Here is a 23,135-nt window from a genome sequence, read left to right as displayed (position 1 = left end):
GTGATGGAAAGTGAGATGACCTGCCTGGTGGTGGATGACAGCCGCATTGTCCGCAAGGCGGCGCGGCGCATCCTGGAGCGCCGCGGCTTCTCGGTGCGGGAGGCGGAGGATGGGCTGCAGGCGCTGGAGGCCTGCCGTGAGGCCCTGCCGCGGCTGGTGCTGCTGGACTGGAACATGCCGGTGATGACCGGGCTTGAATTTCTCCAGGCGGCACGCGCCGAGTTCGGCCCCGACAAGCCGATCATCATGCTTTGCACGACGGAAAGCGAGCTGGAGCGCATCGTCACCGCGCTCAGCGCAGGTGCGCAGGAATACATCATGAAGCCGTTCGATGACGAGATCATCACCGGCAAGCTGGTGCAGCTGGGCCTGCTGGAAGAAGCGGAGCCGTGATAACGCAACCTTCCCAGGCCGCCGCGCCAAAGGTGCGGGTGATGCTGTGCGACGACAGCAGCACCGTGCGGTCCGTCTTCGCGCGCCTCCTGGAGACCGACCCCTCGGTGCAGGTCGTGGCGCGGGCGGGCGATGGGCGGCAGGCGCTCGAAGCGCTGCGCGCGATGTCGCCCGAAACGCGCCCGCACGTCGTGCTGCTCGACCTCGAGATGCCGGTGATGGACGGAATGACGGCGCTTCCGCTGTTGCTCAAGGCGCAGCCGGGCCTCGCCGTCATTGTCGCCAGCGCGCTGACGCAACGCGGGGCCGAGGCGACCATGGCGGCCATGCGGGCCGGCGCGGCCGACTATGTTCCCAAGCCCTCCGCCGCGACGGGAGGCATGAACGACCCCACCTTCCGCGCGGATCTGCTGGCGAAGGTGAAGGGATGGGCGCGCATGCGGGGCGGCAACGCGGAGCGGCCTGCCAGCCCCCGGGCGCCGCTTCGCCCTGCACCGGCGCGGCCGGCCGCGGCGCAGCCGGCCGCGCCGGCACGGGCGACCTATGGCCTGCGGCGTCAGCCGAGATTGCTGGCCATCGGCTCCTCGACGGGCGGGCCGCAGGCGCTGGCGGCGTTTGTGCGGCGGCTGACAACGCCCGTGCCGGTGCCGATCGTCGTCGTGCAGCATATGCCGGCGGGCTTCACCGCCATGCTGGCGGACCATTTGGCGCGCCTCAACGGGCCGGCGGCGGCCGAGGCGAAGGATGGCGAGACGCTGCGGGCCGGGCGGATCTACGTCGCGCCGGGCGACCGGCACCTGCTGGTGGAGAGTGGCGCGGGCGGACTGGTCGCGCGGCTGAACAGCGATCCGCCCGAGAACTTCTGCCGCCCGGCCGTGGACCCGATGCTGCGCAGCGCTGCGGCAGCCTGCGAGGGGCGGGTTCTGGCGGTCATCCTCACCGGGATGGGGCAGGACGGCATGCTCGGCTGCAAGGCGGTGGCCGCCGGTGGCGGGATGGTGCTGGCGCAGGATGAGGCTTCAAGCGTTGTCTGGGGCATGCCGGGCGCCGTGGCGAAGGCCGGCCTGGCGGAGGCGTTGCTGCCGCCGGAGCAACTGGCCGAGAGGGTTTTGGCGCAATTCGGAGCGGCGGGGCTGACCGTCGCCGGAGGGCTGGCATGAACGCGGAAAGTTTTGCCTCGATCGCGGCGCTGGTGCGGGCGCGCTCGGGAATCGTGCTGACGCCCGACAAGGAATACATGCTGGATACGCGGCTGGCGCCGATCCTCAAGCAGGAGGGCATCGCCAGCCTCGACGCGCTGGCGCTGCGGCTGCGTGACGTCCGGGCCGAGCCGCTGGCCCGGGCCGTCACCGAGGCGCTGACCACCAACGAAAGCAGCTTCTTCCGGGATGGCAAGCCGTTCGACCATCTTCGCCGCCTGTTGCCGAAGCTGATGGCCATGCGGCCCGCCGGCCATCGCCCGCGCATCTGGTCCGCGGCCTGCTCGACCGGCCAGGAAGCCTATTCGGTCGCGATGATCCTGACCGATCTCGCGATCCGGCAGGCGGAGATCATCGGCACCGACCTGTCGCGGGAGGTGGTGGCGCGCGCCCGCGAGGGGCTCTTCACGCAGTTTGAGGTGCAGCGCGGCCTGCCCGTGCAGTACCTGGTCAAGCACTTCCGGCAGGAAAGCGGGAAGTGGCGCGTCGCGCAGGACCTGCGGAACATGGTGCGCTTCGAGGAGCGCAACCTGCTCGGAGAGCACCGCGCCCTCGGACGCTTCGACGTGATCTTCTGCCGCAACGTGCTGATCTACTTCGATCCGCCGACCAAGGGCAAGGTGCTCAACGCGCTGGCGGCGCAGCTCGCACCGGACGGCGTGCTGTATCTTGGCGGTGCCGAAACCGTTCTCGGGCTGACCGATCGCCTGACGGCGGTGCCGGGCGAGCGTGGGGTCTATGCCCCGGCCATCCAGCGCGCGGCGGCGAGCTGAGGCGGAAGAGGCGGGGCGCCGGCCATGGGCGGCACCCCGCCTGCCAGTTCAGGCCAGCACCTGCGCCCGGCTGAGGGCCGGCGCAACATTGCCTTCCGGCATCGGGAAGCGGCTGCTGAGGGCGGCCGGGTCACGCAGCACGTAGCCGCGGCCCCAGACGGTGCCGATCAGCTCGCCTGCGCCGGCCTGAGCCAGCTTCTTGCGCAGCTTGCAGATGAAGACATCGATGATCTTCGCTTCCGGCTCGTCGATGCCGCCATAGAGATGGTTCAGGAACACCTCCTTGGTGAGCACCAGGCCCTTGCGAAGGACCAGCAGCTCCAGAATGGCGTATTCCTTGCCGGTCAGGTGCACCGGGCGGTCGCCCACCCGGACCTCGCGCGAACCGAGGTTCAGCGTCAGCGGCCCGACGGCGAGCGTCGGCTGGCTGAAGCCCTTGGCGCGGCGGATGATGGCCTGCACGCGGGCCATCAGCTCCTGCTGGTCGAAGGGCTTGGTGATGAAGTCGTCGGCGCCCATGCCGAAGGCCTTCACCTTCGCCTGCGGCCGGGAAAGGCCGGAGAGGATCAGCACCGGCGTCTCGACGCGATTGCTGCGCAGCCGGCGGACCACCTCATAGCCCTCCATGTCCGGCAGCATGATGTCCAGCACCACGATGTCGTAGTCGTAAAGCGCGGCCAGTTCGAGGGCTTCTTCGCCGGTGCTGGCCGTGTCGGTGATCATGGATGCTGCGCGCAGCATCATCGCGATCCCGCGGGCGGTGGTGAGATCATCTTCAACCAGAAGAACACGCATCCTTCGCATCCCCACAATCTATGCGTGCATCTTTACCACTTTTGCGCGAGTCAGGAAGAGGTTTTTCACCTTTGAGACGTATCAAAAACAGATACAAAGTTCAGAAAACCTTTCTTGCTCCGGACGCCCTCGGCAAACGAGGCAAAGGCCAGGCAAGATGATCTATATTTTTGTGCAAGTATCAAAATATGAACATTCATTGCCGCTTGCGGTGTTGCGCGCGCGTGCCACCCTGCGCGCAAAGGTTGTGTGTCACGACGCGCGCATTTCCGCTGGTCCGGCCCTGTGGTTCAGGCTTTCCCGCCGGCGCGCAAAACGGCGCGTTCACGCCGGCAGACCGGGCGGCTGCGGCTTTGCGGGTCTCAATGGTAGCCTTCGCCGACCCGCACCTTTCCCCGGAACAACCAGTAGGTATAGCCGGTGTAGGCCAGGATGGTCGGGATCAGCACGGCTGCCCCAACCAGCAGGAAGGCCTGGGAAGCCGGCGATGCGGCAGCCTCCCAGATGCTGATGCCCGGTGGCACGATGTTCGGCCAGAGGCTGATGCCGAGCCCGGTATAGGACAGGAAGAACCAGCCCAGCACGTAAAGGAAGGGAGCGCCGTCCCGCCAGCGGAAGCCACGGCCGGTGGGGTCGCGCGGCGCCTCGGCCTCGCGGACCTCCGTGGCGTCGATCGCGCGGAAAAAGCGCCAAGCCAGGACCGCCACCAGGATCGGCACCGGCGAGGCCAGCACCATCCAAGGCAGTGTGAACCATCGCTGGAAAAAAGCGGGCTGCAGGAAGGGCATGATCAGGCTGATCAGGGCGATGAAGCCCAGCGTGGCCACGCCCAGTCGCCGTGCCATGTGGCGCGCCTTCGCGGCAAGTGCCCCTTCGCTCTTCCAGATCAGCCAGCAGGCGCCGAGCAGGCCATAGCCGACCAGCAGCGCGAGACCTGTCAGCAGCGAGAAGGGGCTCAGCCAGTCCCACCAGCCGCCGGCATAGGCGCGGTTCTCCACCCTGATGCCTTGCACCAGCGCACCAAGCGCGATGCCCTGGCAAAATCCCGCCACGTAGCTGCCCCAGGAGAAGGCGCGGTCCCACCAGGTCTGGGCGCGCTCGCTATGCGCCTTGAAGCGCATCTCGAAGGACACGCCGCGGAAGATCAGCGCCAGCAGCATCAGCATCAGCGGCATGTAGAGCGCCGGAAAGATGGTGGCGTAGGCCAGCGGGAACACCGCCAGCAGCCCGGCGCCGCCGAGCACCAGCCAGGTCTCGTTGCCGTCCCAGACCGGCGCCACGGAGTTCACCATGACGTCCCGCTCGTCCTTGTGGGTGAACCAGGGGAAGAGAATGCCCAGTCCGAGGTCGAAGCCGTCCATGCAGACGTAAAGGAAGACGGCGGTGGCGATCAGGATCGCCCAGATCAGGGGAAGGTGCTCTTCCATGGCCGCGTCTCCTCAGGGGCCTGCATGGTGACCGCCGGCGGCGTGCCGCATGGCCGGCGCCGGGGTGATGCCGCTGGTGCGGATGGGCTGATTCTCATCAGGGCCGGGCTCGGCCTCGTGCGGCGGCTGGCCAAACAGGCGGAACAGGTACCAGATGCCGGCGCCGAAGACGACGCAGTAGACCAGAACGAAGCCGAGCAAGGAGGCGGCGACCGCCGGGGAGGCCAGCGGCGAGACGCTTTCCGGGGTGCGGAGCAGCCCATAGACGGTGAAGGGCTGCCGCCCCGCCTCGGTGGTTACCCAGCCGGCGATGACGGCGAGGAGGCCGGCGGGTCCCATGGCCACCGCGGCGCGCAGAAAGAGCCGGGTGTCGTAGAGCCGCCCGCGCCAGCGGAGGAACAGGGAAACCAGCCCCAGCGTGGCCATCAGGGTGCCCAGCCCCACCATCACCCGGAAGGCCCAGAACACCAGCGGCACGTCCGTCGGCCGCTCATCGGGCGGAAAGTCCTTCAGGCCCGGCGTCTCGCCGTTCAGCTCGTGCGTCAGGATCAGCGCGGAGAGCTTGGGCACCTCCAGCAGCACATGGGTTTCCTCCGCCGCCATGTCGGGCTGGCCGAGCAGGATCAGCGGCGCGCCGCGCTGGCGTTCCCAGTGCCCCTCCATGGCCGCCACCTTCTGCGGCTGGTGCTCAAGCGTGTTCAGCCCGTGCATGTCGCCGATGAGGATCTGGATGGGCGCCACAATCGCCGCCATCCACATGGCCATGGAGAAACTCCTGCGGGCGCCCGCGTTGCGGCTGTCGCGCAGGAGGTGGAAGGCGCCCACGCCGCCGACAATGAAGGCGGTGGTCAGGTAGGCCGCGGTGACGGTATGCACGAAGCGGAAGGGAAAGGAGGGATTGAAGATGATCGCCCACCAGTCCTCGGGCATGAAGCGGCCATCGGGCGCGATGCTGTAGCCCTGTGGCGTATGCATCCACGAATTGGCCGAGAGGATCCAGAAGGCCGAGATCAGCGTGCCGAGGGCGACCAGGCAGGTCGCGGTGAAGTGCAGCCTTTTGCCGAAGCGCTCCAGGCCGAACAGCATGATGCCAAGGAAGCCGGCCTCCAGAAAGAAGGCGGTCAGCACTTCGTAGCCCATCACCGGGCCGATCACGTTGCCGATGCGGTCCGAGAAGGCGGACCAGTTCGTGCCGAACTGGTAGGACATGACGACGCCCGAGACCACGCCCATGGCGAAGGCGATGGCGAAAACCTTCAGCCAGTACCGGAACAGGTCGAGATAGACCGACCGCCCGGTCGCCAGCCAAAGCCCTTCCAGCACCATCAGGAAACTGGCGAGCCCGATGGTGAAGGCGGGAAACAGGAAGTGGAACGAGACGGTAAAGGCGAACTGGAACCGCGCCAGGTCCAGCGCACTCGGCAGGAATCCCCCGTCCATCACAACACTCCGTCACAGGGCGTCATTTGGAAGCGAGGCCGGAGCCGCCGGGCCGCAGCCATGCCGCCATGCCGCATCTAAGGTGAAGTTTGCACACCGGAAGGGCAGGCGGATAGGAAAGCGGCAGTCACAATTCGCGCCCCGGTGCCGGGCGCCGCACCGGAGGACGCCATGTCGGACGCCATGACCCTGCCCCGTACACCCTCGCTGCGCCTGGAGGGCCGGCGCGCGCTGGTCACGGGAGCGGGGCGGGGCATCGGCCTGGCCGCCGCGGCCGCGCTGGCGGAGGCGGGCGCGCATGTCGCCCTCGTGGCCCGCAGCGCCAGCGAAATCGAGGCCGCTGCCGGAGCCATCCGCGCCGCCGGTGGCTCGGCCGAGGCACTTCCGCTCGACGTGGCCGACACCACCGCCGTCGAGGCCACCCTGACGGCCCGCGAGCCGTTTGACATCCTCGTGAACAACGCGGGCAGCAACCGCCCTGCCCCCTTCCTGGAGGTGACGCCGGAGGATTTCGACGCCGTCGTCGCCCTGAACCTGCGAGCCGCCTTCTTCATGGCCCAGGCGGTGGCGAAGCGGCTGGCGGCGGTGGGCAGGCCGGGCTCCATCATCCAGATGTCCTCCCAGATGGGGCATGTCGGCGGCCCGCGGCGCAGCGTCTACTGCGCCACGAAGCACGCGCTGGAAGGCATGACCAAGGCCATGGCCATCGAGCTCGGGCCCTTGGGCATCCGCGTGAACACCATCTGCCCCACTTTCATCGAAACGCCGCTGACCCGGCCGTTCTTCGAGGAGCCGGCGTTCCGCGACTGGGTTCTGTCGAAGATCAAGGTCGGGCGCGTCGGGCAGGTGGAGGATCTCATGGGCGCGGTCGTATTCCTCGCCTCCGACGCCTCGGCCCTCATGACGGGCAGCGCCATGTTGCTCGATGGCGGCTGGACGGCCGAATAGGCCTCACGGGAAGCGTGATTGCATACGGATGCAAAGGCTCTTGCATCCGTATGCAAGACCGTTCCACACTGTTCCCACGCACGCCAGCCAAAGGGAAGGGAACGGCATGATCCGCTATCTCAAGAAGGGCGCCGAGGCGGCCGAGACCGCCGAGTACGACCGCAAGGTCCGCCAGACCGTTGAAGGCATTCTGGCCGATGTGGAGGCACGCGGGGACGTCGCGGTGCGCGAGCTGTCCGAGCGGTTCGACAAGTGGTCGCCCGAGAGCTTCCGCCTCTCCAAAGAGCAGGTCCAGGCGCTGATCGACAGCCTGCCGGCGCAGGTGATCGAGGACATCAAGTTCGCCCAGGCGCAGATCCGCCGCTTCGCCGAGGCGCAGAAGGCCTGCCTGAGGGACCTGGAAGTCGAGACGCTGCCGGGCGTGACGCTCGGCCACAAGAACATCCCCGTGGAGAGCGTCGGCTGCTACATCCCCGGTGGCCGCTACCCGATGGTGGCCTCCGCCCATATGAGCGTGCTGACCGCCAAGGTGGCCGGCGTGCCGCGAGTCATCGCCTGCACCCCGCCGCTGAACGGGCAGGCGCCGGCTGCCACCGTCGCGGCCATGGCGATGGCCGGCGCCGACGAGATTTACCTGCTGGGCGGCATCCAGGCCGTCGCGGCCATGGCGCTCGGCACCGAGACCGTCCAGCCGGTGGACATGCTGGTCGGTCCGGGCAACGCCTTCGTCGCCGAGGCCAAGCGCCAGCTCTACGGACGCGTCGGCATCGACCTCTTCGCCGGCCCGACCGAGACGCTGGTGATCGCCGACGACACGGTGGACGCCGAGATCTGCGCCACCGACCTGCTCGGCCAGGCCGAGCACGGCCCGACCTCGCCCGCCGTGCTGCTGACCACCTCGAAGAAGATCGCCGAGGGCATCGAGGCGGAGATCCAGCGCCAGCTCGGTGTGCTGCCGACCGCGGATATCGCCTCCGTCTCCTGGCGCGACCACGGGCAGGTGATCCTCTGCGACACCGACGAGGAAATGCTGCAGGTGGCGGACGACCTCGCCTCCGAGCATGTGCAGGTGATGACGCGGAACCCGCGCTGGTTCCGCGACAACATGCGCAACTACGGCGCGCTGTTCCTTGGCCCCGAGACCAACGTGGCCTATGGCGACAAGGTGATCGGCACCAACCACACCCTGCCGACCAAGAAGGCCGCGCGCTACACCGGCGGCCTCTGGGTCGGCAAGTTCATCAAGACCTGCACCTGGCAGGAGGTGAAGCCGGAGGCCAGCGCCATGGTCGGCGAGTACTGCTCGCGCCTCTGCGCCATCGAGAACTTCGCCGGCCACAAGGAGCAGGCGGATATCCGCGTGCGCCGCTACGGCGGCAAGAACGCAGCCTAAGATGGACACGCCGTCGCGCCTGGCCGGACCGCCGGCGGTGGTCACGGCGCGTGCGCTGGCGCGGCGACTGGGCGTTTCGCAGTCCATGGTGTCCCGGGCCTTCAGCCCGGGCGCCTCGATCGCGCCGGAGATGCGGGCGCGGGTGCTCAGGGCGGCCGAGGAACTCGGCTACCGGCCCAACGTCATCGCCGCCGCGTTGTCGCGCCGGCGCAGCAGCATCGTCGCCATCGTCATGGCGGAACTGACCAATCCCTTCTACCCCGCCGTGCTGGAACGTCTCACCGCGGCGCTGCAGGCGGCGGGACTGCAATCGCTGCTCTTCACCGTGCCGCCGGGGCAGCCCGCGGATTCCTGCCTGCCTTTGCTGCGGCAATATCACGTGGATGCGGTGGTCATCACCTCGGCCAGCCTCACCTCCGCCGGGGCGGCGGAATGGCTGGGGGACGGTCGCGCCGCCGTGCTGTTCAACCGCACCGCCGCCGGCCCGACGCCGCTCGACAGCATCGCCTGCGACAACCTGGCCGGAGGCCGCGCGGCGGCCGAGGCGCTGCTGGCGCAGGGCCGGAAGCAACTGGCCTTCGTGGCGGGCCGCGCCGATACCTCGACGAGCCAGGACCGCGAGCGGGGCTTCCGTGCGATGCTCGCGGAACGGGGGCTGCCGCCGCCCCTCCGGGTGGAGGCGGGCGACTTCTCCTACGAATCCGGCCACCGCGCCGCCCGGTCGCTGGCCGGACGGGCGGACGGCATCTTCTTCGCCAACGACATCCTCGCGCTCGGCGGGCTGGATGCCCTGCGGCATGACGCCGGCCTGCGCGTTCCGGAGGATGTGGCGGTGATCGGCTTCGACGACATTCCCATGGGGGCCTGGCCCGCCTATCGCCTCACCACCCTGCGGCAGCCCGTTCCGGCCATGGTTGCACGCACCGTGGAACTCCTGCAGGCCCGGCTGGGTGGCACCGCCGGGCCGCCGACCGGCGAGCGCCTGCCGGCGGAGCTGGTGAGGCGCGGCTCCGCCTGACCGACGCCGTCGCGCTCAGTCCGCGCGCACGCGGACGCGGTGCCAGGAGGCGCAGAGGTAGCCCTTGGCGTTCCACACCTCCTCCGGTGAGGCGGGCTGCGTCTGGCCGGCGGAGTCCCAGGCCCGCACCACCAGCTCGTGCTCCCCGGGGGAAAGCTCCAGCCGCGTTTGCCAGAAGGTCCAGCTCCACGGCGCGCCGGGTCGCCGCTCCAGTTCGGCCTGTTGCCAGCGCCGCCCGCCATCCGCCGAAACATCCACCCGCGTCACGCCACGCCCGCTGGCTGTGGCATAGCCGCGCAGCAGCGTCGGGCCGGCTGGCAGGGTGGCCTGTTCTTCCGGCTCGCAGATCGCGGAGGTCAGCGGCATCTCGTTGATCGTGAAGCCCCTTTCCCAGTCGAATGGCGGCGCGGCGATGTCGGGCGGCAACAGCTTGTAGTTCTTGCGCTGCATCGGGGTATCGGCCGGCTCGTCCTGCACGGTGATGCCGGTGACCCACTTGGCGCTGCGGATGCCGGCGAAGCCGGGCACCACGACGCGGAGCGGGAAGCCGTGCTCGGGTGTCAGGGCCTCACCGTTGATGGCGAAGGCAAGCAGGACCTCGCCGGACATCGCCTTGCCCATGGGAATGGAGATGCCGAAGCGGAAGCTTTCCTCACCCGGCATGTCGACCATGTCGCTGGCGCTGAAGGCGACGTGCAGTGCCTCGTCCGGCGCCGCGCCGGCGGCGCGCAGCACCTCGGCGAGCGGCACGCCGGTCCACTCGGCATGGCCGATCGCGCCGGGCGCCCAAAGATCGCCGGAAACCGGCCGCACCCGGTGCAGGTCGGAGCGGCGGTTGCCGGCGCATTGCAGCACGGCGGGCACCGTCCGATGCGGGAAACGCTGCCGCAGCTCGGCCATCGAGAGGTCGAGGGGCTGCGCGACGCGGCCGCCCACGCGCAGGCGATGATGCGCCTCGTCGAGCCGGGGCACCTCTCCATGGCTGCGCACGTAGAAGGTGGCCTGCGGGGTGACGAAGGCGGCGCGCAGATGCGGCAGCGGCGGCTCGGCGTTGAAGGGCTGTTCCGAGCGCACGATCAGCCCGGACATCGGCGGCGGCGGCGCGGACATGATCCATCTCCTCGTTGAACACCGGGTCCGGCAGGCTGCACCGGGCCCGGCGATGGATCAACGCGGCAGTCTCGCTGGCGGTTCCTGCCGCGCCGCCAGGGGCGGATCAGAAGCTGCCGAAGGCGCTGCCCAGCGCGATCACGGCCACCAGCGCCAGCACCGGGATCAACAGGTTCACGACGAAGATGTCGCCGTAGGATGTCTTGTGGGTGAGGCCGGTGATGGTCAGCAGCGAGATCACCGCGCCGTTGTGGGGCAGGGAGTCGAAGCCGCCCGAGGAGAGGGTGGCGATGCGGTGCAGCAGCTCCGGGTCGATGCCCAGCTCCGTCGCACGCGCCATGTAGGTGCTGCCCAGCGTGTCCAGCGCGATGGAAAGGCCGCCCGAGGCGGAGCCGGTGATGCCGGCCAGTGCGTTCACTGCGATGGCCAGCGAGATGGTGGGCGTGCCCGGCGCGATGGAGACCACCGCGTCCCGCACCACCGCGAAGGCGGCCAGCGAGGCGATGACGGCGCCGTAGCCCACCTCGCTCGCCGTGTTGAAGATCGGCAGCAGGGCGCCCATCGTGCCTTCGTTCAGCGTCTTCTGCGGGCTCTTGAGGTACTGGCGCTGCAGCAGCAGCACGGCCAGGATGGCGCCGACCAGCGCGACGATCAGCGCCCAGGTGCCGATCACGGCGGTGGGGGCGACGTTGCCGTAGAGCGGCTGGGACAGGTAGCCGAGGTCCACCCCGGGAAAGATCCAGAGCGAGAACAGCGCGTTCAGCCCGATCACCGTGGCGATGGGCAGCAGCGCCAGGGCGAAGCCGGGGCGGGCGCCATCCTCGAACTCCGGCAGGTTCTCCTCGTGCGCGCCATAGTTTTCGCCGGCCGCCTGGGCGCGGCGGGCGCGGGCCTGCAGCCAGGCCAGGCCGCCGAACAGCATGATGCAGCCGGCGATGATGCCGAGGCCCGGCGCGGCGAAGGTGGTGGTGCCGAAGAAGCGCGTCGGGATGGCGTTCTGGATCGCCGGCGTGCCGGGGAAGGCCGTCATGGTGAAGGTGAAGGAGCCGAGCGCGATGGCGCCGGGGATCAGCCGCTTCGGCACGCCGGCCTCGCGGAACAGCGCGGCGGCGATCGGATAGATGGCGAAGGCCACCACGAAGAGCGAGACGCCGCCATAGGTCAGCACGCCGCAGGCCAGCGTCACCGCCGCGATGGCGTGGCGGGCGCCGAGCCGCTGCACGATGGTGTGCGCGATCGTGGTCGAGGAGCCGCTGTCCGCCATCAGCTTCCCGAAGATCGCGCCGAGCATGAAGATCGGGAAGAACAGCACGACGTACTTGCCGAGGCTGCTCATGAAGATCTGCGTGTAGGTGGCGAGCAGCGGCCCGCCCTGCGCCAGCAGCACGGCGAAGGCGGCCATGATGGGGGCCAGGACGAGGACGTTCCAGCCGCGGTAGGCGAAGAACATCAGCCCCGCGAGCGAGAGGACGATGGCGATCGTGCCGAGCAAGGGATTCTCCTTGGAGGGGAATGAACCGGGATGCAACGCGCCCTTTGCGCTCCGGAGGGGCTCCGGCGCGGGTGAAGGGCGCGAGAAGGGGAGGGAAGGGTGCCTTCCCCGGCCGGCGGCTCAGGGAAGGCGGCGGCGCCTCAGCCCGGCTGGCCGCGCAGGTGCTTCACCAGCGCCATCAGGCGACGGTTGCGCCAGTCGGTGCGGGCCTCCAGCTGGTCGGCGGACAGGGTCTCGCGGCGCTCCTTCTCGGCGCGGGCGATGGCCTCGGCCGACCAGGGCCGCGGATCCTTCCGGGACAGCGCGATGCTGTGATAGAGCGGCGCCAGCCGGGCCGAGTAGTCGGCGATGCCACCGGGCGCGTTCAGGTCGATGGTCTCGAAGGGCCCCATGAAGGCCCAGCGCAGGCCGAGCCCGTGCGAGACGGTGCGGTCGATGTCGGCGGCGCTGGCCAGCCCGGCCTCGTAGAGCGCCCAGGCCTCGTTCAGCAGCGCGCCCTGGAGGCGGTTGAGGATGAAGCCCTCGATCTCGCCGTTCACCACGATGGGCGCCTGGCCCCAGCCTTCCATGGCGGCGCGCAGCACGGGCAGGATCTCGGGATCGGTCCAGGGCGCCGGCACCAGCTCGACCAGCGGCACCAGGTGCGGCGGGTTCACCGGATGCGCCACCAGAAAGCGCGCGCGGTTCTTCAGCCCGGCGGTGAAGGCCGAGGCCGGAATGCCGGAGGAGGAGGAGCCGACGATCGCCTCCGGCCGCATCGCCGCGTCGATGCCGGCGCAGACCGCCTGCTTGACCTCGACGCGCTCCAGCACGGATTCCTGCACGTAGTCGGCCGGGCCGACCGCCTCCTCCAGCGTGTCGCAGACGGTGATCCGGGCGAGCGCCTCGTCCACCGAACCCACCAGCCCGGCGCCGCGCATGTCCTCCAGCATGGTGCGGATGCGGCCGGGCATGCGGGCGCGCAGCGCCGGGTCGGCGTCGAAGGCGCGCACGGTGGCGCCGCCACGGGCGAAGACCAGCGCCCAGCCGGAGCCCACCAGCCCCGCGCCGACGATGGCGACCGTGTTGAGGGTTTGCGGTGTCATGCCTGATCCTCCAGTGCGGGGGCGGGAAGGGAAGGGGTGCCCGGCCGGGTGGTGCCGCGCACCACCAGCGTGCCGGGCAGGCGAAGGGTGCCCTGCGGCGGCGCCTCGCCGGCGGCGGAGCGGCATACCCAGCGCACGGCCAGCTCGACCATGGCGGGGATGGGCTGCCGCAGCGTGGTCAGGTCGTGCTCCGGCCAGGATGCCATGGCCACGTCATCGAAGCCGGCGATGGCGAGGTCCCGCGGGATGCGCAGGCCGAACTCGCGGCGCGCCGCCTGCATCGCGCCGATGGCCAGGATGTCGTTGGCGCAGAACAGCGCCTCCGGCCGCTCCGGCGCAGCGAGCAGGCGCTGCGCGGCGGCATAGCCGGCGGCATAGGTGAAGGCCCCCGCCGGCGCTTCCAACGGCGCGGGCAGGCCATGCGCGGCGCAACGCTCCAGAAAGCCGGCACGGCGCTCAGCGTGGGTCGAGGTGTCGGGCCGGCCGCCGAGAAAGGCGAGGCGCCGGGCGCCGCAGGCGACCAGGTGGTCGGCGACCGCCGCGGCGCCGGCGGCGTTGTCGCAGACCACCGCGCAAGCCTCCTCCTCCGCCGGGGCGCGGTTGAAGAACAGCAGCGGGGTGCCGGCCGCGCGGCAGGCCGCGGCGGCGCCGGTGGTCAGCGTGGTGGCCAGGATGACGGCGTATTCCGGCTGGTAGGACAGCAGCAGCCGCATCGCCGAATCCACCGAGCCCGAGGGCTCCGCCACCACCAGCATGACGTTGAGGCCCACCTGCTGCAGCGCCTCGGTGAGGCGGGTGAGCACCTGCGGGTAGAAGGGGTTCTCCAGGTCGGAGAGCACCACGCCGACGATCCGCGTGTGCCGCGTGATCATGCCGCGCGCCAGGGCATTGGGCTGGTAGCCCAGCTCGGCAGCGCGCTTCAGCACCGCCTGGCGCGTTCCTTCGGCGATGGTGCCGCCGCTGTGGAAGGCACGCGCCACGGTCGCGACCGACATGCCAAGGTCGCGCGCCAGGTCCTTGATCGTGATGCGGGCCAATGGTCTAGGCGGCATGGCGCGCCGCCCTGCGAATGTGCATGCGTCTCCTCAATGGCCCGTTTGCCGGCCTTCTTCCGCTGACAGAGAACGTTCTCTGTACCGGCCGCCCTGTCAATCGTGGGGCGATGACAGGAGCGTGACCGGAAGCTAGGCCTTCAGCCGGGGTTGCGCAGGCTTTCGCCGCTCGGCTGGGGGGCGGTGTTCAACACCGCGCGTCCATTCTCCAGCCGCAGTTGCCCGCTCGCCAGCCAGGCCAGGGCCGTGGGATAAAGGCGGTGCTCCTCGGCCAGGACGCGGCGGGCGAGGGCCTCCTCCGCGTCGGTGGCCAGGACGGGCACCGCAGCCTGCGCGACGATCGGCCCCTCATCCACCCCCGGCGTCACCAGATGCACCGTGCAGCCATGCAGCCGCACCCCGGCCGCCAGGGCGCGGGCATGGGTGTCGAGGCCGGGGAAGGCGGGGAGCAGGGAGGGGTGGATGTTCAGCATCCGCCCTTCCCAGCGCCGGGTGAAGCCCTCCGTCAGCACCCGCATGAAGCCGGCCAGGGCGATCAGCTCAACACCATGCGCCGCCAGCTCCGCCTCCATCGCCGCCTCGAAGGCGGCGCGGTCCTTGCCAAAACCGCGGGATGCCACCACGGCGGTGGGAATACCGGCCTCGACGGCGCGGGCGAGGCCGGCTGCGTCGGCGCGGTTGGACAGCACCAACGCGATCTCGGCGGGATAGGCGGGGTCGGTGGCGGCGGCGAGCAAGGCGGCCATGTTGCTGCCCCGCCCGGAGATCAGGATGGCGGTGCGCCGCCGCTGGCTCATGCGGCGGGCCAGTTCGGCGCGAGCTTCTCCACCCGCACCTCGGGCGCCGCGCCGTCGGTGCCGGCCTCGATGGCGCCAATGCGGAACACCGTCTCGCCCTGCTGCCGAAGCATTGCCGTGGCGGCCTCCGCGTTCTCCGGCGTCACCACCAGGCACATGCCGATGCCGCAGTTGAAGACGCGCAGCATCTCCTCCGGCGCCACGTTGCCGTTGCGCGCCAGCCAGGCAAAGACCGGCGGCAGGGTCCAGGCGGTGGCGTCCAGCACGGCCACGCTGCCCTTGGGCAGCACGCGCGGCAGGTTGCCGGGCAGGCCGCCGCCGGTGATGTGCGCCGCCGCCTTCAGCAGCCCCGCCTTGTGCAGGGCGAGCACGGACTTCACGTAGATCCGGGTCGGCGCCAGCAGCGCCTGGCCGAGTGTCTGGCCCGCCGCGAAAGGGGCCGGGCTGCCGACGCCCTGGCCGGCGGCGGCGAGGATGCGGCGCACCAGGGAGAAGCCGTTGGAATGCACGCCGGAGGCAGCGAGGCCGAGCACGATGTCGCCCGCCGCCACGTCGGGCTTCGGCAGCAGGCCGCCGCGCTCGGCGGCGCCGACGGAGAAGCCGGCGAGGTCGTAGTCGTCCTTGGCGTACATGCCCGGCATCTCGGCGGTCTCGCCGCCGACCAGGGCGCAGCCGGCCTGACGGCAGCCCTCGGCGATGCCGCCGATGACGGCGCGCGCCTGTTCGAGCTGCAGCTTTCCGGTGGCGAAGTAGTCCAGGAAGAAGAGCGGCTCGGCGCCCTGCACCACGAGGTCGTTCACGCACATGGCAACCAGGTCGATGCCCACGGCGTCATGCATATCGGTGTCGATGGCAAGCCGCAGCTTGGTGCCGACCCCGTCGGTCGAGGAGACCAGCACGGGATCGGTGTAGCCGGCGGCCTTCAGGTCGAAGAGCGCGCCGAAGCCGCCCAGGGAGCCCATGGTCCCGGCGCGGTCGGTGGCGCGCGCCAGCGGCTTGATGGCATCGACGAGGGCGTCACCGGTTTCGATGTCAACGCCGGCGTCGCGGTAGGTGAGACTGGTCATCAGGGGGCCCGATCGGCTATGCGCAAAGGCCCGGAAGGAGAGATCACTGTGCCGGGCATCCAAGGGGGCGGAATGCAACATTTTCGGCGCTTCGCCGCAACCATTGTCGTCGGCGGGCTGGCCGGGCTCGGCACGATGCAGGCTTGCGCCCAGGGGACCGGCGCCGTGCTGCCACCCGCGGCGGAGGCGAGCGGCGCCGAAAGCTCGGCCAATCCCTATTCGCAGCGCGGCGTCCCGGCGGAGGCGACCGCGGAGAACGCGGTGATCGCGCGCACCAAGGCCATCGCCTCCGCGCAGCGGCTCGCCTATCAGCGGATGGCGGGCGATCTTGGTCTGCCAACCGGGATCAGCGATTCGCAGATCGACCAGATGGTCAGCAGCATCATCGTCGAGGAGGAGCGCACCAGCCGCACCGGTTACAGCGGGCGGCTGACGGTGAACTTCAACCCCAACCGGGTGCCAGGCGCGGCGGGGCGCACGGTGGCGGGCGCCGGCGGGACCATGCCGCTCACGGGGAGCGATGCGGCGCCGCCGGTGATGCCCGGCGCCGCCCCGGCCGGCTACATCGAGGCCTCCGCGCGCTATGCCGGGCTGCGCGAATGGCTTGAACTGCGGCGCAGGCTCTACAGCAACCCCGAGATCGCCTCGGTGGACATCCAGGCCATCGCGGTGGATGGCGCGCGGCTGCGGCTCGGCCTTCGGCACGGCCCGGAAGTGGCGGCGCAGACCCTGCCGGCTGCCGGGCTCGCGGTTTCTGTGCCGCCGCGCGTTCCGACCTCGGCTCCTGGCCGGCTGGCGCCCCCGGTGCCCTTCGGCGCCGCACCGGCCGCCGCGCCGCAGGAGGGGGGCGCGAGCGGGCCGTGGCAAATCGGCCTTGCCGGCCGGTTCTGACGCCCTGCCGCCCGGGGGAGAACGGGGCGGGACGATCACCCTGCCCAACGCCATCACCCTGGCGCGGCTCTGCGCCGTGCCGGCCACCGTGTGGCTGATCCTGCATGGCCGGCTGGACGCCGCCTTCTACGTCTTCGCCGGAGCAGGCATTTCCGACGCGCTCGACGGCTGGCTGGCGCGCCGGCTGAACGCGCGCTCGGTGCTGGGGGCGATGCTGGATCCGCTGGCGGACAAGGCGCTGCTGGTCTGCACCTATGTCACCCTGGCGCTGGCCGGCGTGCTGCCGGACTGGCTCGCCATGCTGGTGGTCTTCCGCGACGTGCTGATCATGGGCGGCGTGATGCTGCTCAGCCTGCTCGGTGCACCGCCGCGCATGCAGCCGCTGTTCATCTCGAAGCTGAACACCCTGGCGCAGCTCCTGCTGGCGGGGCTGGCCCTGCTGCTTGCCGGCTTCGGCCTGCCGACGGAGCCCTGGTTGCCGCTGATGATCTGGGTGGCGGCGGCGACCACGATCCTCTCCGGCCTGGCCTACATGGTGCGGCTGCTGCGGCGGGAGGCGGCGCGATGAAGCCGAGCGCACCGCCGCCGGTCCTGCCGCCGCCGCCACCGGTCGTCCGCACCCGCGGCGAGCCGCGCCTGCCGCCGCCGCCCGGCCCCGGCCCGCGCACCGCCACGCGCGGGCAGCGCATGGCCCTGGTGCTTGGCCTGCTGGCGGCGGCCATGTTCCTGCTGTGGCTGTTCTCGGCCATTCTGACGCCCTTCGTGCTGGCCGCCTGCATCGCCTACTTCCTGGACCCGCTCGCCACCCGGCTGGCCCGGCTGGGCCTGCCGCGCGGCTTCGCGTCGCTGCTGCTGATCACCACCCTCATGGCGCTGGCGCTGATCGCGCTGCTGCTGCTCTACCCGCTGATCATCTCCCAGGTCGGCACGCTGCTGGCGCGCCTGCCGAGCTACATTGCCGGCGTCGGCAGCGCCGTGCAGGAGGCGCTGCAGGCGCTGGAGCAGCGCATCGGCCCCGAGATGCTCAACACGCGGCTGCGCGACCTCGCGGTGAGCCAGATCGGCGCCATCCTCTCCTTCATCGGCACGGCGGCGACGCGACTGATCGGCGGCGGCTACGCGCTGTTCAACGTCTTCACCCTGGTGGTGGTGACGCCGGTGGTGGCCTTCTATCTTCTGCGCGACTGGCAGGCGATCATGCTGCGCATCGAGAGCTGGCTGCCGCGCCGCTCCGCCGCCACCCTGCGGCAACTGGCGAAGGACACCGACCGCGTGCTCTCCGCCTGGCTGCGCGGCCAGCTCCTCTGCTGCGCGCTGCTGGCGGTATACTACGCGGTGGCGCTCTCAGGGGTCGGGCTGGAGCTCGGACTGATCGTCGGGCTGGCCGCAGGGATCCTCTCCTTCATCCCCTATGTCGGCTCGATGACCGGCCTGGGCACCGCGCTGCTGCTGGCGGTCGGCCAGTTCGGCACCTGGAACGGGGTCGGCATGGTGGCGGCGGTCTTCGTCACCGGGCAGGTTGTCGAGGGCTACATCATCTACCCCCGGCTGCTGGGGGACCGGGTGGAGCTGCACGCGGTCTGGGTGATCTTCGCCCTGTTTGCCGGCGGCGTCGCCTTCGGCTTCCTCGGCGTGCTGCTGGCGGTGCCGATGGCGGCGGCGCTCGGCGTGCTGGCGCGCTTCTGGCTGCGGCGCTACCTGGAGAGCCCGCTCTACCTCGACCCGCCGCGCACCGGCTCCTGATGGCCATCCCCGAGCCTGCCCCGCATCGCCAGCTCGCCCTGCCGCTCGACCTGCCGCTCGTCTTCCGCGGCCCCGTGCTGCCCGACCGCTCCAACGCCGAGGCGCGGGCCTGGCTGGGGCGGGTGGAGGCCTGGCCGGTGGGGCGGCTGGCGCTGTTCGGGCCGGCGGGGGTGGGCAAGTCGCACCTCCTCCAGCTTCAGGCCGAGGCCTGCGGCTGGCGCCTGCTTTCCGGCCCGGCGCTGCGGGGCGTGCCGGAGCCCGCGCCCACCGCGCTGGACGACGCCGATGCCGTCGCCGAGGAGGCGGCGCTGTTCCACCTGATCAATGCCTGCGCGGCGCAGGGGCTGCCGCTGCTGCTGGCCGGGCGCGCCCCGCCGGCGCGCTGGAACGTCGCGCTGCCCGACCTTGCCAGCCGGCTGCGCGCCACCGCCGCCGTGGGCATCGCGGAACCTTCGGAGGGGCTGCTGGCGACGCTGCTGGCCCGGCACTTCGCCGAGCGGCAGCTTCACGTGCCGGAGGCGGTGCAGGACTGGCTGCTGGCCCGCCTGCCGCGCGAGGCGGCCGCGATCGCCGATGCCGCCGCCCGCCTCGACCGCGCGGCGCTGGCCGCCGGCGGCGCGGTGACGCGCGGCCTGGCCCGGGCCGCCTTGGCCGACTGGCCGGGCTTCCGGGCCCTGGATGACGTTTCCATGGATCTGCTCGACGGCGGCTCGCCCTCCGCGCCTGCCTTGCTGTAGTCTGGCGGCATGGACGCCCTCGACACCCCCGGCCAGGCCCGCGAGCATGCGGCGCAGGAGCATGTCCCGAGCATCGCGATGAACGCTCCGGAGCGCTTCATCAACCGTGAACTGTCCTGGCTCGACTTCAACGCCCGCGTGCTGGAGGAGGCAACCAACCCGAACCACCCGCTGCTGGAGCGGCTGCGTTTCGTGGCGATCTCGGCCTCCAATCTCGATGAGTTCTACTCCGTGCGCGTCGCCGGTCTGGTGGGGCAGGAGCGGGCGGGCATCGCCGCCGCTTCGCCGGACGGGCTGACGCCGGGGCAGCAGCTCGTCGCCATCCATGCCCGCGCCGCCGCCCTCACCGAGGAGCAGCAGGCGGCCTGGCGCAGCCTGCGCGAGCAGCTTCGCGAGGCGGGGATCGGCGTCTGCGCGGCCGAGGACCTTTCCCGGGCCGAGCGGGGCTGGCTGGAAAGCTACTTCCTGGAGCGCATCTTTCCTGTCCTGACGCCGCTGGCGGTGGACCCGGCGCATCCCTTTCCCTTTATCAGCAACCTCGCCATCTGCATGGTGCTGAAGCTGGTGCGGGAGGAGGATGGCGGCACCATGCGGGCCCTGCTGCCGCTGCCCTCGCAGGTCGAGCGCTTCATCCGCCTGCCCGCCGCTGAGGACGCGCCGCAGATCACCCCCGGTACCGGCCCCATCCGCTTCGTGCGGCTGGAGGACGTGGTCACGCTGTTCCTGCCGCGCCTCTTCCCCGGCTACATCAACGCCGCGCAGGGCATGTTCCGCCTGATCCGCGACACCGACGTGGAGTTCGAGGAGGAGGCGGAGGACCTGGTGCGCTCCTACGAGAGCGCGCTGAAGCGCCGCCGCCGCGGCCGCGCCATCCAGCTCTCGGTCGAGGCCAACATGGCGCCCGACCTGGTGGATTTCGTGGTCGAGGAGCTGGACGCGCCGCGGGCCGAGATCTTCATGGTGGACGGGCTGCTCGGCCTCGCCGACCTGAAGCAGCTCCTGGTGGACGACCGGCCGGACCTGCTGTTCACGCCCTACACGCCACGCTTCCCCGAGCGCATCCTCGATTTCGGCGGCGACTGCTTCGCGGCCATCCGGGCGAAGGACATCGTCGTCCACCACCCCTACGAATCCTTCGACGTGGTGGTGCAGTTCCTGCGGCAGGCGGCGCGCGACCCGAGCGTGGTCGCCATCAAGCAGACGCTCTACCGCACCAGCCGCGACAGCCCCATCGCCCGCGCGCTGATCGAGGCGGCGGAACTGGGCAAGTCCGTCACCGCCATGGTGGAGCTGAAGGCGCGCTTCGACGAGGAGCGCAACATCGCCCTCTCGCGCGAGCTGGAGGCGGCGGGCGTGCAGGTGGTCTTCGGCTTCGTGGACCTCAAGACGCATGCCAAGGTCTCGCTGGTGGCGCGGCGCGAGTCGGGCTCGCTGCGTTCCTACGCGCATTTCGGCACCGGCAACTACCACCCGATCACCGCGCGCATCTACACCGACCTCAGCTTCTTCACGGCCGACCCGGGGCTGACGCGGGACGCGCAGAAGCTGTTCAACTACATGACCGGCTATGCCCGCCCGGAAACCATGGAGAAGCTGGCCTTCGCGCCGCTCACCGTCCGCCCCGCGCTGCTCGGCCTGATCGAGCAGGAGATCGCCTTCGCGCAGGAGGGCAAGCCGGCCGCCATCTGGCTGAAGATGAACAGCCTGGTGGACGAGGCGCTGATCGACGCGCTCTACCGGGCCAGCCAGGCGGGGGTGAAGGTCGACTGCATCGTGCGCGGCATCTGCTGCCTGCGGCCGGGCGTGCCGGGCCTGTCGGAGCACATCCGGGTGAAGTCCATCGTGGGGCGCTTCCTGGAGCACTCGCGGATCTGCGTCTTCGGCAACGGGCACCGTCTGCCTTCGCGGCGGGCGCGGGTCTTCATCTCCTCGGCCGACTGGATGGCGCGCAACATGGACTGGCGCGTGGAGACGATGGTGCCGGTCGAGAACCCGACCGTGCATGCGCAGGTTCTCGACCAGATCATGGTGGTGAACCTGAAGGACACGGTTCAGTCCTGGCAGCTGCGTCCGGAGGGCGGCTGGCAGCGGCTGCAGCCGGGCACGCAACCCGTCTCGGCCCACGAGTATTTCATGACCAATCCGTCCCTGTCCGGCCGGGGCAGCGCGCTGCACCGCGCGGCTGGCCGGGTTGCCGCGGCACGGCGGCGGCAGGACCGCGTCACCCAGGACTAAGCTAGCCGAGGGCCACTCACTTGGATCTTCATGTTGTGCCGGCCTCGGCCGGCCTCAGCCATCCGCCACGCTCGGGCATCGTGGACCTTGGCTCCAACTCCGTCCGCCTCGTGGTCTTCGAGGGGTGGGGGCGCAACCCGCTTGCCATCTTCAACGAGAAGGCGGTGCTCGGCCTTGGCCGCGGGCTGCAGAATACCGGGCGGCTGAACGAAGCGGCCGTGTCGCAGGCGCTGACCGTGATGGAGCGCTACCACGCCGTCGCGCGCGAGATGGGGGCCGCGCCGCTGGAGGTTTTCGCCACCGCCGCCGTGCGCGACGCCGAGAACGGCCCGGCCTTCGCCGCCGCCCTGGCCGAGCGCATGCCAGGCGTGCCGATCCGCATCCTTGAAGGCGAGGAAGAGGCGGCGCTCTCGGCGGCAGGGGTTCTGCTGGGCTTCGCGGAGGCGGACGGCATCCTGGGCGACCTCGGCGGTGGCTCTCTGGAGCTGGTCGAGCTGAGCCAGGGCCGCACCGGCGCCATCGCTTCCCTGCCGCTGGGCGCCATCCGCCTGGCCGACCGGGCGGGCGGGGACATCGTTCGCGCCCGTGCGATCGCCGAGGAGGAGCTGGGGAGGCTGCCCTGGCTCGCCCATGGCAAGGACCGCGACCTCTATCTCGTGGGCGGCGCATGGCGCGCGCTGGCCAAGATCCACATCGCGCAGACGGCCTATCCGCTCTCGATCGTGCACCATTATGTGCTGCGGCGAGACGAGGCGCGCGACCTCTGCGGCCTCATCATGGCGGCGACGAGGCGGACCCTGGAACGGCTGCCCGGCGCCCCGGCCAAGCGGCTGCAGGACCTGCCCTTCGCCGCCGTCGCGCTGCGCCGCCTGTTGCGCGCCACCGGCGCCCGCCGCGTGGTGTTCAGCGCGAACGGGCTGCGTGAGGGGTGGTATGCCCGCCAGCTTCCGGAAGCGGTGCGGCGGCAGGATCCGCTCCTCTGCGCCGGGCGGGAAATGGCCGAGCGATACGGCCGCGACACCGCCCTCCCGGCAGCTCTCCTCACCTGGACGGCGCCCCTCTTTCCCGGCGAGAGCGCCGCCGAGGCGGCGCTGCGCACGGCGGCCTGCTGGCTTTCCGACATCGGCAGCCACGACCACCCGGACTACCGGGCCGAGCAGAGCTTCCTGCGCGTGCTGCGCCAGCCCGGCATCGGGCTGGACCACCACGAGCGCGCGTTCCTCGCCCTTGTGGTCGCGCTGCGCTACGAGCCGGAACTGGAGGCGCCCTGGCTTGCCACGGCACGGGCGCTGCTCGACGGCGCCTCGCTGCGCCGCGCCGAGGTGCTGGGGGAGGCGCTGCGCCTGGCCTACACCCTTTCCGGTGGGACGCCGGGACTGCTCGCCGGCACCACGCTTGCGGTGGAGAAGGACCAGCTCACCCTGCGCCTCGTGGAAGGCGCCGGCGTTTTCGCCGGCGACTCGGTGCAGCGGCGCGTCGAGGCGCTGGCGGCCACGCTGCGGCTGCAGCCGGCGGTGGAAGTCGCGGCTGGCTGAAAGTC

21 protein-coding genes are annotated in these 23,135 nt (G+C 70.8%); 12 read left to right on the top strand and 9 right to left on the bottom strand.

All coding sequences use genetic code 11. The annotated features are described in order from the left end of the window. Positions 1 to 3 precede the first annotated feature (3 nt). From E0493_RS03070 to E0493_RS03060, 3 genes are read left to right on the top strand one after another with little or no spacing between them, the layout of a single operon-like run. A complete protein-coding gene (locus E0493_RS03070; RefSeq protein WP_160935443.1) occupies positions 4 to 393 on the top strand; it encodes a response regulator in 390 nt (129 codons plus the stop codon). Next, positions 390 to 1,553: a chemotaxis-specific protein-glutamate methyltransferase CheB gene (gene cheB, locus E0493_RS03065; RefSeq protein WP_456316338.1), complete on the top strand. Its 1,164-nt coding sequence runs from the start codon at positions 390 to 392 to the stop codon at positions 1,551 to 1,553. Before E0493_RS03070 ends, cheB begins: the two co-directional genes overlap by 4 nt. Further along, on the top strand, positions 1,550 to 2,365 hold the full coding sequence (locus tag E0493_RS03060; protein ID WP_160935442.1) for a CheR family methyltransferase: 816 nt from the start codon (positions 1,550 to 1,552) through the stop codon (positions 2,363 to 2,365). Before cheB ends, E0493_RS03060 begins: the two co-directional genes overlap by 4 nt. Positions 2,366 to 2,413: 48 nt before the next feature. Here the strand turns inward: E0493_RS03060 and ctrA are convergent, their stop codons facing one another. The 3 genes from ctrA to E0493_RS03045 all read right to left on the bottom strand — a co-directional run bounded on the left by ctrA (position 2,414) and on the right by E0493_RS03045 (position 6,027). After that, positions 2,414 to 3,160: a response regulator transcription factor CtrA gene (ctrA, locus tag E0493_RS03055; protein WP_160935441.1), complete on the bottom strand. Its 747-nt coding sequence runs from the start codon at positions 3,158 to 3,160 to the stop codon at positions 2,414 to 2,416. Positions 3,161 to 3,522: 362 nt separating this feature from the next. After that, on the bottom strand, positions 3,523 to 4,587 hold the full coding sequence (gene cydB, locus E0493_RS03050; protein WP_160935440.1) for a cytochrome d ubiquinol oxidase subunit II: 1,065 nt from the start codon (positions 4,585 to 4,587) through the stop codon (positions 3,523 to 3,525). A gap of 12 nt (positions 4,588 to 4,599) precedes the next feature. Then, positions 4,600 to 6,027, bottom strand: a complete 1,428-nt coding sequence (locus E0493_RS03045; RefSeq protein WP_160935439.1) for a cytochrome ubiquinol oxidase subunit I — start codon at positions 6,025 to 6,027, stop codon at positions 4,600 to 4,602. 171 nt (positions 6,028 to 6,198) lie between these two features. Here E0493_RS03045 and E0493_RS03040 point away from each other — a divergent pair, with 171 nt between their 5' ends. The 3 genes from E0493_RS03040 to E0493_RS03030 all read left to right on the top strand — a co-directional run bounded on the left by E0493_RS03040 (position 6,199) and on the right by E0493_RS03030 (position 9,386). After that, the gene (locus E0493_RS03040) at positions 6,199 to 6,975 is read left to right on the top strand and encodes an SDR family NAD(P)-dependent oxidoreductase (RefSeq protein WP_160935438.1); all 777 of its coding nucleotides are present in this window, start codon (positions 6,199 to 6,201) and stop codon (positions 6,973 to 6,975) included. 106 nt (positions 6,976 to 7,081) lie between these two features. Continuing rightward, positions 7,082 to 8,368: a histidinol dehydrogenase gene (hisD, locus tag E0493_RS03035; protein ID WP_160935437.1), complete on the top strand. Its 1,287-nt coding sequence runs from the start codon at positions 7,082 to 7,084 to the stop codon at positions 8,366 to 8,368. 1 nt (position 8,369) lies between these two features. After that, complete coding sequence (locus tag E0493_RS03030) at positions 8,370 to 9,386, top strand: LacI family DNA-binding transcriptional regulator (RefSeq protein WP_160935436.1); 1,017 nt, start codon at positions 8,370 to 8,372, stop codon at positions 9,384 to 9,386. Between the two features lie 15 nt (positions 9,387 to 9,401). Here E0493_RS03030 and E0493_RS03025 read toward each other — a convergent pair whose 3' ends face one another. The 6 genes from E0493_RS03025 to purM all read right to left on the bottom strand — a co-directional run bounded on the left by E0493_RS03025 (position 9,402) and on the right by purM (position 15,989). Next, entirely contained in the window at positions 9,402 to 10,496 is a 1,095-nt protein-coding gene (locus E0493_RS03025) for a sulfite oxidase (RefSeq protein ID WP_160935435.1), read from the bottom strand. Positions 10,497 to 10,602: 106 nt separating this feature from the next. Continuing rightward, complete coding sequence (locus E0493_RS03020) at positions 10,603 to 11,988, bottom strand: GntP family permease (protein ID WP_160935434.1); 1,386 nt, start codon at positions 11,986 to 11,988, stop codon at positions 10,603 to 10,605. Between the two features lie 140 nt (positions 11,989 to 12,128). After that, positions 12,129 to 13,073, bottom strand: a complete 945-nt coding sequence (locus E0493_RS03015; RefSeq protein ID WP_160935433.1) for a 3-hydroxyacyl-CoA dehydrogenase — start codon at positions 13,071 to 13,073, stop codon at positions 12,129 to 12,131. Further along, positions 13,070 to 14,125, bottom strand: a complete 1,056-nt coding sequence (locus E0493_RS03010) for a LacI family DNA-binding transcriptional regulator (RefSeq protein ID WP_160935432.1) — start codon at positions 14,123 to 14,125, stop codon at positions 13,070 to 13,072. Before E0493_RS03010 ends, E0493_RS03015 begins: the two co-directional genes overlap by 4 nt. Before the next feature lie 140 nt (positions 14,126 to 14,265). Next, positions 14,266 to 14,922: a phosphoribosylglycinamide formyltransferase gene (purN, locus tag E0493_RS03005; RefSeq protein ID WP_160935431.1), complete on the bottom strand. Its 657-nt coding sequence runs from the start codon at positions 14,920 to 14,922 to the stop codon at positions 14,266 to 14,268. Further along, on the bottom strand, positions 14,919 to 15,989 hold the full coding sequence (gene purM / locus E0493_RS03000; RefSeq protein WP_160935430.1) for a phosphoribosylformylglycinamidine cyclo-ligase: 1,071 nt from the start codon (positions 15,987 to 15,989) through the stop codon (positions 14,919 to 14,921). Before purM ends, purN begins: the two co-directional genes overlap by 4 nt. A 72-nt stretch (positions 15,990 to 16,061) precedes the next feature. Between purM and E0493_RS23245 the strand changes: the two genes are divergently transcribed. From E0493_RS23245 to E0493_RS02975, 6 genes are read left to right on the top strand one after another with little or no spacing between them, the layout of a single operon-like run. After that, the gene (locus tag E0493_RS23245; RefSeq protein WP_235913552.1) at positions 16,062 to 16,880 is read left to right on the top strand and encodes a hypothetical protein; all 819 of its coding nucleotides are present in this window, start codon (positions 16,062 to 16,064) and stop codon (positions 16,878 to 16,880) included. Next, entirely contained in the window at positions 16,864 to 17,448 is a 585-nt protein-coding gene (locus E0493_RS02995; protein WP_235913551.1) for a CDP-alcohol phosphatidyltransferase family protein, read from the top strand. Before E0493_RS23245 ends, E0493_RS02995 begins: the two co-directional genes overlap by 17 nt. Next, on the top strand, positions 17,445 to 18,623 hold the full coding sequence (locus E0493_RS02990; RefSeq protein WP_235913550.1) for an AI-2E family transporter: 1,179 nt from the start codon (positions 17,445 to 17,447) through the stop codon (positions 18,621 to 18,623). Before E0493_RS02995 ends, E0493_RS02990 begins: the two co-directional genes overlap by 4 nt. Beyond that, a complete protein-coding gene (locus E0493_RS02985) occupies positions 18,623 to 19,360 on the top strand; it encodes an HdaA/DnaA family protein (protein WP_160935428.1) in 738 nt (245 codons plus the stop codon). Before E0493_RS02990 ends, E0493_RS02985 begins: the two co-directional genes overlap by 1 nt. 9 nt (positions 19,361 to 19,369) lie before the next feature. Then, complete coding sequence (locus E0493_RS02980; RefSeq protein WP_160935427.1) at positions 19,370 to 21,595, top strand: RNA degradosome polyphosphate kinase; 2,226 nt, start codon at positions 19,370 to 19,372, stop codon at positions 21,593 to 21,595. 20 nt (positions 21,596 to 21,615) lie between these two features. Further along, a complete protein-coding gene (locus E0493_RS02975; RefSeq protein WP_202396874.1) occupies positions 21,616 to 23,130 on the top strand; it encodes a Ppx/GppA phosphatase family protein in 1,515 nt (504 codons plus the stop codon). The last annotated feature ends 5 nt before the right edge of the window (positions 23,131 to 23,135 follow it).

Source organism: Teichococcus coralli, from assembly GCF_009829925.1.
Taxonomy (GTDB): domain Bacteria; phylum Pseudomonadota; class Alphaproteobacteria; order Acetobacterales; family Acetobacteraceae; genus Pseudoroseomonas; species Pseudoroseomonas coralli.
The sequence above is the reverse complement of the archived record's forward strand: the minus strand, read 5'-3'. Positions and strand labels throughout refer to the sequence as shown.